Source organism: Chroococcus sp. FPU101, assembly GCF_017312365.1.
GTDB lineage: Bacteria > Cyanobacteriota > Cyanobacteriia > Cyanobacteriales > Microcystaceae > Chroococcus.
In genome coordinates, this window is the sequence record NZ_BLJI01000066.1 from 1 (window position 1) to 11045 (window position 11045).

Consider the following 11045-nt stretch of genomic DNA (forward strand, 5'->3'; position numbering starts at 1 on the left):
ATTTAATGAATTGGTATTAAATGGCAAGCCAAAGTACCTGAGTCTAAAAGTTCGATCCTGGAGGAAAATCTTGACCATAATGGACAGCCTTTTTGAGGAGCGTTCATTAGTTTCATAGTCGCCGTCGTTGCCCTAAAAATGCTATGATTGGTTAACTCTTGTTAACTACTTTTTGGGTGGCGATCAACAAAAACACATGGCATCAAGTAGCCAAAAGAAAACGACTAGGAAACGGAAAGCGCAAACAGAAAATACGCTGAGTGTTGATCGTTCCAATGGATCACAGTTATCAGGAGAACCTTTATCTAATACTCCAGTTGTAGTTGTCGAAGATTCAACTGAGGCATTCTTGAAAGAGAAAACCGAGCAAGCGATCGCCGCTTACCGAGATTATGTTCATAGCCAATATCGACTGGCGATGATTGCCCTTGAGGTGAAAGAAAAAGTCGGTCATGGTAAATTTTTAGATTGGCTAAAAGAAGATCTTCTCAAAACAGTCGAGCTGTCCTATCCAACGCTCAAGCGTTGGATGAGGATCGCGCGGATTTTTAGAAATGAGTTTGATAACTTTGAAAACGCTCAATTTGAGCGTTTTCAGGACATGGCTTTATATCACCTCACCAAAAAAGATGTTCCAAAAGAAGCTAGATCTGAAGCCCTCAAGAGGGTGCAAAAGGGAGATACCATAACCATTGATGTAGCAGAAGCGATCGTTGAGCGGTATCTTAAAAAAGACGATAAGCTTCCAGCCGAATCCGCTTTGTTTCCCTTACCTCCAAACTCAGAGCCATTAATTATCGCCAGCTTACCGAAGCCAGAGATTATTTCCGTTCGTCCGTCCAATGCTAAAGTTAAAGAAAAATCGCCCAAACAGGATTCTTGGCATAAACTTGATCGCCATTGGCTTTTTTGTGGCTATCCAAATTCACCGCAGTTTAAGAAAAAGCTGCCGAAAGATGTAACAGCTATGTTCGCCTTCCCTCCCTCTCCCGAATGGCGGCTGGACTGGCCTGTTGTTGCTAAGACCTCTTTCGCTTTCCACTCCGAATATAGGGAAGAATTAAAGGAAGAAAAGACGATTGATAAATTGTTAGAAACATATTTGCAATTAACAACCGAAAGTGGAGAAGCGGTAATTTTCTGTTTCATGAATAATCCAAAATTATTATTATGGGGAGATGAACTAAACTTAATTTGTTATATTGCAGAACCTGACGTTGAGCAATGTCAGAAAATTGTCGAGTTATGGCAGTCACAACGAAGTCTTTCACTTATTAGAGACTCTTGAAGCGATCAAGAAAGCCCGATGTTGTAAATACTCTTCGCACACAGTCTTTCTTCATAGGTTAATTTGTAGATATCACCTTTATTTATTATTTGATTTACAAGATTTCAATGATGAACCCTTCCCTTGAGCCAGAGAAAGTCCCTTCAGAATCAGAAGTGATCTATAGCCCCGTCGAATTTGCTAAACGGATTGGCTGCTCGACAAAAACTTTGAACAGATGGGCGAAAAACGGTTGGCTTGTTCCTTACTATAAGCCGAGCAAAAGGCCTTTTTATACCTCTAAACACTACACGCAATATTTAGAGAAATGTCGGGACAATTCTCAATCAAATCAATCTTTTGGTTAGTAATTGTAAAGTTTTGATAACACTTATTTTAAATAATAACCTTTTTTGTCACGCTTTTTTTGGCTTTGTCACTTTCTGTCCTCTTTTGTCATTTTATGCCATTTTAATAGGCTCTTGCAGGATTTTGAGAGCGAGTTATTCTGTTTTTTAGTTACTACTTTCACTCGCCATAGAAAACGACAGGGAATACGGGGAAATCGCCATCGCAGCGAGATAGTTAAATCCTCGTGATTTAAGCTTAATTTTTCCTTGCTCAATTTCTTAAGTAGGTCATCTTTAAAAACAGGAATAATTCTATGCACTCAACTTATCCTAACGAGCCTTCTACTCAATCTCTTGGAACCAAAAGAATTCGACTGACCAGCTTTGATCGTCTTTGGGCTAATTTACTCCCTCCTGAAATCAAAACTTTTCTTCCAAAATGGCCAGTTTCGATGGGCATCTTCGCCCTAATGGGCATTTGCACCCAGAGTCAATTCTTAATTACGGCTAATTTACTTCTCTGGGCTTCAATGTTCGCTGCCTTTGTCTTTGCCAAACTACGGCAATATTTAGGCAACTCCCCCTGGATCTTAACTCTTTATCATGCAGGTCTAGCCACCTTAGTTGCGACTCCAGCCTTTGCTCAAGCGACTGGGGGAGCTTGCTCATCTAGTGGACTCTTTGCGGGTGTAACTAACTTTATTAGTTCTTTATTTGCGTCCGTAACCTTTGGGGGTATTGGGGGGGGTACTTTAAGCACTCTGATTTGCCAAGTTGTCGGTTTTTTGACTATTTCGTTACTCTTGGGATTTTTGGGAGTGCTTGGCTATATTGCTTTCCAGATTGGCTATCAACGGCAACCCATCTCAACGGTACTCGATCCCTTAATGGGCTTCTTAATTTTTGCAGGAGGCGCAACAATCATCATTGGCGTAATGGTCGGTACTGGTACAACTACTTAAGACAAACGGGAGAATTAAATTCCTGCTAGATTTTATTCTCCGATGGAAATTCGCAGCCATTGTAGGACAGCTTCATTAATAGATTTAGAATTTGTACCATCAGTTATATCCTGTCGAAGGCTGTCCTACGAAAGTTTAACTTTTTTGGATCTCCTTTTTTTTGTCAGTTCAGTTTACAAGAGATTTTTCATGAAAGAAGAAGATCTAGCCGATGGACGAGTTAATGAGATGATCGGAACGGCATTGGGCTTGGGGTTTGTCTCCCCGAAGCAATTTCCCTTTTTCGCTCTGATCTTCTTGTTCTGTGTCCCTTTTATTATCAGAAATCCAATGCAAGGCTTAGTGATTTTTGCTTGCATCTATGGATATTTCTGGACTTTAACGGGCAATGATCCCAGTCGTTTTTTTGAACGGCTGAGACGACCTAAACAATACATCGCCTCTGAACCTTCTCTAGATTTCAATCAAGCAGGGATTCCTATCCCCAAACAAAGCAGGAGAGCCGTGACTACCTATCAAGTTAAAGGAAAAAAACACGACTATCATCACATCGAGAAAAAATTCCAATTTCTCACTTACGGACAGATTCAACTCGATGGCAAAAAAACGGGCTACTACCTGCTGTGGAAAGGCCCACAGTTAATGTTTATTTTTGCTTGGGAAGTGGGTGGCTATGATCCGTCAGTGACCCATGAGCAGGCTTTATCGATCGTCTCAAATTGTACTAATGCACTCAATTCTCTTCCAGGTGACATCGACTTTAAAATCTATGATGACATTGAATGTACCTGTGAAGATTACGTGAGAATGCAGGCTAATTTGCTGAAGTTTAAAGATCACGATCCTTTAAGCCAAGAAATCATCAAATCACGCGCAAGGAGGGCTAGAGCTTTAGCTAGTGAGGGTCGCCTTCTGCAATCTCGAATCACTATCTATGCTAAGTATCGCGTCTCTCTGGGGGGAGATTATGCCACCACTCAATCCTGGCTTGATGATCTCCTTTCTAAAACCCAACCGCTAATCAGTAGTTTTAATAAAACAGAATTTGATTCAAAAGCCGCCTGGGAAAAAGCAATCCTCTACGCTTACCGATATGCTTACAAAAAGGTCAATTCTCTACTTTCATCCAATGCTGGTTTCGGGATGCGGGTTCGGACTTTGAATGTTGACAATTTATGGGCAAGAGATTATCTCGAACTTCATGTTCAACCAATTCCAGAAATTCCTCAGTATATCGTTTACGATGAAACGGGTTTGCATCATGTTATCAACGAGATGGGAACGCATTCACTAGGCGTTTTATTTGAGCCACAACGAGGCATCTCCCCCGTTCCTCGTTTTGATCGCCGTCACCTTTACCTGCCCAGCTTTGAGCGTTACGCTTGTTTTATTCGACTAGGACAGATGCGCCTTTTCCCGAAAGACAAAGATTCAGTGGCACGGGGTTATCTCCGTTTCATGCTGAAAACTCTATCGGGAACCAGCATACCCCTTTATGACAGTCGAGTGGTTTGCGAATTAACCTCTGATCGCTCTGGCTTTGAAATGCTTCAGCTTGATCGAATTATCTCCAATTCCGTCAAGCGTGAGGCCCTAGCGGCCAAAAAACAAACGGTCGATGTCGTGGCAATGCGACGACGCGAACAGGCGATCAATGCGAGGGATTTACTCGAAGATAATAATATTCCCTATTGGTGCAGCGTGGGCATCTGGCTAACCCGTGATAGCCCCGAACAACTTAATCAAGATGCTAGTGAATTGATCGATCAGCTTGCCAGTAATGGGGCAATTGAACGAGTTGAGAATAACATTGAACACATCTGGTTTCAAACTTGGCCTTTTGAGTGGGAAGCATTTTTGACTAAACCCGATCACCGTCGCCAGAAATATTTAAGTTACCAAGCTCTCCCACTGGTTCCACTGGTCAAGGTCAAACCCGCCCAAAAAAAAGGAATGTTAGTCGTTTCAAAAGAGCTAAATACCCCAATCTATATCGATATTGCCAACCAGAAAAACCATACTGCTGTTATCGCCAAATCGGGTTCGGGAAAATCCATCTTATTGCTAGAACCCATCTTTGAAAACTTAGCTTATGATAACCTTTCGGTCATTTTTGATTTTCCGCGTCCCGATGGGTCTTCCACCTATACGGTTTTGATTCCACTTCTAGAAAAGCTTGGAGTCAAGGCCGCCTACCACAACGTTAGGGAAAGCGTGATGAATATCATCGAGATGCCCGACCTGCGCCACATAAAATCACCCAAACAGCTAAGGGAACGAAAGCAGGCCGCGCTCCAAAATCACGTTCGCCTCCTGTGTGCGCTGGTCATGGGTCTTGCAGAAAACCCTGATCGGGAAACCTTAGTGATTTCTCTTCTGACCGAATGCTACGACGATTTTCACGCTAACCCTGAAATCTCTGAGCGATATCGCCATGCGATCGAGGGAGGATTTGGGTCGGATGACTATCAGAAAATGCCCATTTTACAGAATTTCGTTCAGTATGCTGAAAACTGGTTCGACGATTACATCAGCAAAAAAGAACGAAGCTCGAATCTGGTCAACGATACGATCGATTTAATCATGACTCAACTTCGGGGGGTGCTGCGAACTCCTCTAGGAACTTCAATTAATGGCATTAGTTCGTTTGATACCAACGTCTCCGTGATGGTGATCGGGTTAACCAACGTTGCTGAGAATTTAGATTCCTTGATTTATGCCATGTCAGGCTTAAATGTACTCTATCGAGGAACACTGAGCGCGAAACGATCGCTTCTCATTATCGATGAGGGAACCGTTTTATTTAAGTTTCAGCCTTTTGCACGAGAAACAGGGATTATTCCCGTACACGGTCGGAAATGGGGCTGTAACTTTATCGTCGCGGCTCAGGAAGTTGGAACTATTATGAATTCTTGTAGTGGTAATGAAATTTTTAAAAACTTAGACAACATTTTCTGTGGCTACACCGACAGTACCGCCTCTGCTGAAATGGAAAAATTAGACTTTCGTAAAGAAATTCTTAAAGGTTATGCAACTGAAGCTTCCAGACCAAGCCCTGAACTTTCTCAATCTTACTGGTATCTCAAGCGAGACGATCAACACATTGAGGTGACGCATCCCCCCAGTGAATTGATGTTAGCTCTAGGAGCCAATGACCCCGATGAAGATGCAGCACGAAAACGGGTAATGGCTCATTATGCTCATGATGAGATTGCAGGAATCAAACATTTTGCTCGACTCTACAGCCAAGCAGGACGACAAGGGTTGCCAATGGAATCAATTGAGATGGAGGGATCTTATGAAAAAGTGGCATAGACGTTTAATCGGTGGAAGTTTGATAGTGTTTTCTGTTTTAGTTCCTGTTTCTGTTGTAATGGGAGCCGAAGAAGAAGGTTCGATTCAAATTCCTGCGATCATTTCGGGAGCCGTTCAAATTTATACTGGGATCTCACAAGGAAACATTAGCGGCGCACTCAACGGACTCTTTGGCATTTTAGGAGAATTAGGCTTAATCGACGCGGCGGACGAAACCTCACGAACCGCTTCAGAAGCAACAAATCCTAGCGGCATCGAACAAGACAACCCTTATGCTAACCCGAAAACACCAGAAGCCGTTTATTATTTGCAACAGTACATTGATACCTACCGAACCGAGATCCTACAAAAAAACTCGCAAGCCGTTTTTGGGCAGAATGCCCAAGAAGCTCGCGCTCAACAAATTGAAGTGCTGCAAGAGTCGCAACAAGCTTCACTAAATGCTCAACAAGGAACAATTGATGCTTTAAGTAAAACTCAAGCGGAAACTCAACTTAATGAAGATGCAGCAGCAGAGGTTAAAGCCGAAGCGCAGAACGCAGAATCGGCTAAAGCTTCTCAAGATGTCTTAAAAGCGATCGCCTCACAAAACGAGTACCTAGCTAAAATCGGAGTCGGTCACTCGAAGCAGCTAGAAAACTTAACCGAATCAGCTTCCTATCAATCGGCTCAGTTAAGTGCTGTTAATGTGGGCTTGAATGGTTTGCACGAAAAAGCTCAGGGGATGGAAGTCCTAATGGCTTCTCAAAATCTGCAACTGTCCCAGATTGATGCAGGGGTTGCTCATCAAACTCACTATCAACAAATTAAAGATTCGATGCAGCCGATGATGGCCGCGCAAGCCACAACTTCTATGTATATTCCAGATTTTGTCAAAAAATAATGATCGAGACTTTACGATTACCGCAAAAATATCACTTTCTGGTTTATCTCCTTTTTGGTGTGATTGCCACTGTTGTCATTGTTACGCCAGTAATCGCCCAAGAAATTTTGCAGACGACTTTGAACAATATGCAAGAGTCCGACCAGTGGTGGGATAAGTTATGGAAGGATACTTTCGATCCATCCGATCCAACGACCAGCATTTCAATCTACACCTTTGCTACCGCAAGTCGGTTCTTCCTTGGCATCGGATTACTCATTTGGGTTTTTCAATATGGTCAGAAAATGGCTGAATCCAGGGGATTAAATCAAAGCGTTTCGATTTTTGCGAAGATGTTCTTTCCCGTTTTCCTAGCCGTTTTGTTTTTAAACAATCAAGCTTATTACTCAAGGGTTCTTGCCTATGGCTTAAGAGATATTATCGATTCTTGGTCAGTGGGCGCAATGGAGATGCAAGTAGCAGGAGTAGAAATTCGTTCGGCTTTGACGGATCAACTGGTCACTCAAGAAGCCAAACAAACCATTCAACTTCAAGCCCAGAAATGCCAGCAAATGCCTCAACCTTCAGTCATCTTGCCGTCCCTCGAACGCCCTGGCTCAGAGGTGAAATTAACCCTTCAGCAAGAGCAAGCCTACCAGTATCTAGAGTGTCTAGCGCAACTTGAAAAACTAGCTAAAGACAAAAAAGAAGAAGCTCTTAACTCCTCTTGCCCTAATTTACCTGGATTACAGAAGACGTGTGCTTCCTTTAGTCGCTTTATGGATAAAATCATTGATTCTGCTCAGAAAATACGAGAGTATGAGGGAAAAAAGCGAACTAACAATTTGGCAGCAGTCGCCTTAATCTCTGGTTTGGGGTGGGCAGATCTTTTCACGGGCATGACGATGGCTTCTACTTTTGGGCCAATTTTGAGTTTTACGCAGTGGCTCTGGACTAGCTTCTTGGAAATGGCTTTGTGGTTATCGGGACTTTTTGCTCCTTTATTTATTGCAGTCAGCATTATTCCAGGTAAACAAAACCTTTTTGTCGCTTGGTTAATCGGTTTTGTGACGATTGGCATGGCGAAACTGGCATATGTCATGGTCATTGGGATTGTCGCTATACAGCTTACCTCCCAGACGACTTTATTGAGTTCGGATTTGCGCTTCCCAATGGCTTTAGGCTTATTTGCTCCAGGGGTTTCTCTAGCCGTTGTTACGGCAGGAGGATTAGCGGCGGCTCAATCTTTCCAATCTCAATCGATCGCGGTCGTCTCAACTGCCGTATCAGTGGCGGGATCAGCTTTTTCAACGGTAGCGAGTTCTGCGGCCCGAATGGCCGATAAAAGAAGATGAAGACTAAAGACTATCAAGACACCGCGAAAGGCGAGGAACGGCTGACCTCAAAAATCGAAGAAGGGCATCCTCTTTTTTCCCCTTCTCGATTCAAATATGTTCCATTGGTTGTGATTAGCTTATTGCTCCTTAATCTCCTAGCGACCTGCCAGAGCAATCGAGCGTCGCACCGCGCCTTAATGAATCGACCTTATATTTACGTTCAGCAAACCGATGGAACAGCAATTAAAGTAAGTCCCGCCGACTCTCTCTATCGTAGTGACGAAACACTGATTGACTTTGCCTCCAATTGGCTCAAACTGGCTTACACTTGGAAATTAAAAAATGAGCCTGGAAAGGAAGCCAACGAACGCGGGCGCAATTTTCCCTACCCTTTCCATCTAGCTTCTTTAGCGATCGCACTAGGATACCGTGAAGCTTATATGGATTTGATCGCCAACACTTATCAAAAAGAGTTTCCCTTAAGTCGTTATATAACAGGGGAGGAGCAATGCTACGTCCGAATTTTTGAAACGCCACAGATTGAAAAAATTAAGCCTGGACTTTGGAATGTCACGATTGTCGCCACTCGCACCCATGCTAGAGGGAATTCAATCTTTGCTCATGAGGTTTTCAATCATGTAATTCAGCTAAGGGCTGTCGAGCCAACGACTGATGAGAGTAAACTTTGGGGCAACCGTGATACGGAACTAGGAAAACAACTCGCGGCGATGCAGTACCAAGGCTTACAAATTGTAGAAATTGGAAAATTTTGAGGTGGGTCATGCCAAAAACCGAACAATTACCTGATGAACTTGAGCAACTTCTGTTTGATGGGGAGCTAAAAAAGAGTCTTAAGCCTCGTGAGTCAATTTCCACAATCGACTTAGATGAGCTTCAGCCCGTACCCTATTACAAAAAACCTTTGATACAGGCAGCTTTTCTAGCAGCAGTAGGACTTCCCATCATGTTTGTCCTGTTTTCTTCTTTTAGTTCGGCTCCTCCTTCAACAAAGTCAGCCAGTCCTGAACAAGAAAAGGCTCTAGCCGATTCCCAACGGCTTCAAGACACAATCAACAAACTCAGAGAGGAAAATCAAACTTTGACGATTAGTAAAGGAATTAAAGATCAGCAGACTGAATTTGTCAAAGTCAACAACTCACAGACTAAACCTCAAGAACCTTCGGCTCCCACTCGCCCAGTCGCAGTAGCTCAACCCCCCCAACCTGCTCGTCCAATTCGTACCGTTGCCGTTCCTCCAACCCGTAGCCAGAGTGTTCCGATCCGCACCGTCTACGTTACCCGCACTATTCCTGAGCGTCCTGTTGTTGCTTCTAATGAGCCGCGTCGCGTCGTCCCAGTCGAAAAGGCTTCAGCCCCTCCACTACCTAGTCCAAACCTTGATGATGTCTGGATCTCCCGTGCCAACCAAGGTCTTTATTTTGCACCTAACTCTTCTAATAACCTTGCTGTTGCTCCCAATCCCGTCGCTACCCCCGAAGTTTCAAACTCAACCGATTCGCTTAGTGAAATTTACAGTTCTCGTTCTACTGCGGTCGGGAAAAGGATGACTGAAACGGAAGACCCTGCATCAAATCTGCTCGATATTGGCTCCTCGGCTGAGGCTCGATTGGAATCAGGAATTGCTTGGACGGAAGATGGCAAAGGGCAGGAACGAAAATACTTGCTGCGTCTAGAACAAGGATTTAGAAACCGTCAAGGAGTTGAAGTTTTACCCAAAGGTACTCTCTTAATTGCTCAAATGGTTGATATTTCTCAGTCGGGGCTGTTTTCGATGAAAGTCACCCAGATTATCCGATCTTCGGGTGAAAAGATTCCTGTGCCATCGGGTTCTTTGCCTGTTGTTGATGAAGATGGTTCACCTTTAAAAGCTTCTCTTGAACGTAAGGGGGGCGCAAGTTTCTGGACAAAATTCGGAACGGCGATCGCGCCTGGATTACAACGGGGAATGGAATCACTCGCCAATACGGGTGAAAGCTTGCTTTTACAAGATGGCGATCGCTCTGTAATTCGCAGCAGTGGTAGCAGCAATCCTCTAGCCTCTGGTCTTTCAGGGGTCGCCGATGGAGCATCCCGTGTCTTTCTCTCTCAATTAGAGCAGGGGAAAAATGAACGAGCCGCGCCTTACTTTCAATTTGATGGCGGTCAGACGGTTCGCGTAATGGTCAATGAAGATCTGATGTTATAGAGATGGTATAAAAATGAAAAATTTACTGATTGGGACAGGACTTCTGTTTGCACTGGCTACCCCAGCGTTTGCCGACGACACTTTAACGATTCCAGTTGATTTTGCCCTAGCTCGTGTAATCAAGCTCGATGTCACCCAGTCGGGTGTAGCGATCGCTTTAGATGCCCCGATTCAATCGATTAAGCTTACTCACATGAGGGACATCACCTTTTCTACACTTGATGGGGTGTTGTGTGAAACACCCGCCAACTGTCCCGAAGGCAATGCCCCAACCCTACTCCTGGTACAGAAAACAAAGCCAATCCCTTTTAAAGATCAATTGCCCACTCCTAATGGGACAACGATGTTGTATGTCAATACCAGTCGTGGACTCTACCGTTTTCAATTAAGACCCGTCTCTAAAAAGCCCGACTATACCAAAGTCGAGTTTAAGCAATCTGCTATTTATAAACCTCTTTAATCCTATGCGTCGCGTCTTACCTATAGCCTTAATGGTAGCTTGGCTCTGTAGCGATCCAGCAATGGCGCAGATCTACGGAGGGACTAGGACACGTAATCAAAGTTCTAATCCTTCTGGTCGTCCGAGCTATCAATTCGATAATTCTCCAGAACAAGAACCCAGTTTAGGGACTATCCCAGGCATTTACTACGATCCCTCGGCTCAGTTAGGGCCCAGTATGCAGGAGATGAATGGCTCATCTAAACCTGGAGTAATTACCCATCCCCCTGCCCCTCTCTTAGATAGT

9 protein-coding genes are annotated in these 11045 nt (G+C 43.9%); all 9 read left to right on the forward strand.

Features of this window, described 5'->3' with window-relative positions; all coding sequences use genetic code 11:
* Positions 1-196 precede the first annotated feature (196 nt).
* Positions 197-1288, forward strand: coding sequence for a hypothetical protein (locus CFPU101_RS24145; RefSeq protein ID WP_206818293.1), 1092 nt, complete (start codon positions 197-199; stop codon positions 1286-1288).
* 643 nt (positions 1289-1931) lie between these two features.
* Positions 1932-2579, forward strand: coding sequence for a hypothetical protein (locus CFPU101_RS24150; RefSeq protein WP_206818295.1), 648 nt, complete (start codon positions 1932-1934; stop codon positions 2577-2579).
* A gap of 189 nt (positions 2580-2768) precedes the next feature.
* The gene (locus tag CFPU101_RS24155; protein ID WP_206818297.1) at positions 2769-5894 is read left to right on the forward strand and encodes a hypothetical protein; all 3126 of its coding nucleotides are present in this window, start codon (positions 2769-2771) and stop codon (positions 5892-5894) included.
* On the forward strand, positions 5878-6777 hold the full coding sequence (locus CFPU101_RS24160) for a hypothetical protein (protein WP_206818299.1): 900 nt from the start codon (positions 5878-5880) through the stop codon (positions 6775-6777). The genes CFPU101_RS24155 and CFPU101_RS24160 overlap by 17 nt, the downstream gene beginning before the upstream one ends.
* Complete coding sequence (locus CFPU101_RS24165) at positions 6777-8111, forward strand: hypothetical protein (RefSeq protein ID WP_206818301.1); 1335 nt, start codon at positions 6777-6779, stop codon at positions 8109-8111. Before CFPU101_RS24160 ends, CFPU101_RS24165 begins: the two co-directional genes overlap by 1 nt.
* Positions 8108-8866 (forward strand): hypothetical protein, encoded by a 759-nt coding sequence (locus CFPU101_RS24170; protein ID WP_206818303.1) that lies wholly within the window; start codon positions 8108-8110, stop codon positions 8864-8866. Before CFPU101_RS24165 ends, CFPU101_RS24170 begins: the two co-directional genes overlap by 4 nt.
* Before the next feature lie 8 nt (positions 8867-8874).
* Complete coding sequence (locus CFPU101_RS24175) at positions 8875-10299, forward strand: TrbI/VirB10 family protein (RefSeq protein ID WP_206818304.1); 1425 nt, start codon at positions 8875-8877, stop codon at positions 10297-10299.
* A gap of 13 nt (positions 10300-10312) precedes the next feature.
* The gene (locus CFPU101_RS24180; RefSeq protein ID WP_206818306.1) at positions 10313-10759 is read left to right on the forward strand and encodes a hypothetical protein; all 447 of its coding nucleotides are present in this window, start codon (positions 10313-10315) and stop codon (positions 10757-10759) included.
* A gap of 4 nt (positions 10760-10763) precedes the next feature.
* Positions 10764-11045, forward strand: a 282-nt coding sequence (locus tag CFPU101_RS24185) for a hypothetical protein (RefSeq protein ID WP_206818308.1), incomplete at its 3' end; no start/stop codon positions are given.

Excerpts from the sequence above, each read along its gene's own strand:
- CFPU101_RS24145 (WP_206818293.1), top strand. The coding sequence starts at position 197 with ATGGCATCAAGTAGCCAAAAGAAAACGACTAGGAAACGGAAAGCGCAA.
- CFPU101_RS24150 (WP_206818295.1), top strand. The coding sequence starts at position 1,932 with ATGCACTCAACTTATCCTAACGAGCCTTCTACTCAATCTCTTGGAACC.
- CFPU101_RS24155 (WP_206818297.1), top strand. The coding sequence starts at position 2,769 with ATGAAAGAAGAAGATCTAGCCGATGGACGAGTTAATGAGATGATCGGA.
- CFPU101_RS24160 (WP_206818299.1), top strand. The coding sequence starts at position 5,878 with ATGAAAAAGTGGCATAGACGTTTAATCGGTGGAAGTTTGATAGTGTTT.
- CFPU101_RS24165 (WP_206818301.1), top strand. The coding sequence starts at position 6,777 with ATGATCGAGACTTTACGATTACCGCAAAAATATCACTTTCTGGTTTAT.
- CFPU101_RS24170 (WP_206818303.1), top strand. The coding sequence starts at position 8,108 with ATGAAGACTAAAGACTATCAAGACACCGCGAAAGGCGAGGAACGGCTG.
- CFPU101_RS24175 (WP_206818304.1), top strand. The coding sequence starts at position 8,875 with ATGCCAAAAACCGAACAATTACCTGATGAACTTGAGCAACTTCTGTTT.
- CFPU101_RS24180 (WP_206818306.1), top strand. The coding sequence starts at position 10,313 with ATGAAAAATTTACTGATTGGGACAGGACTTCTGTTTGCACTGGCTACC.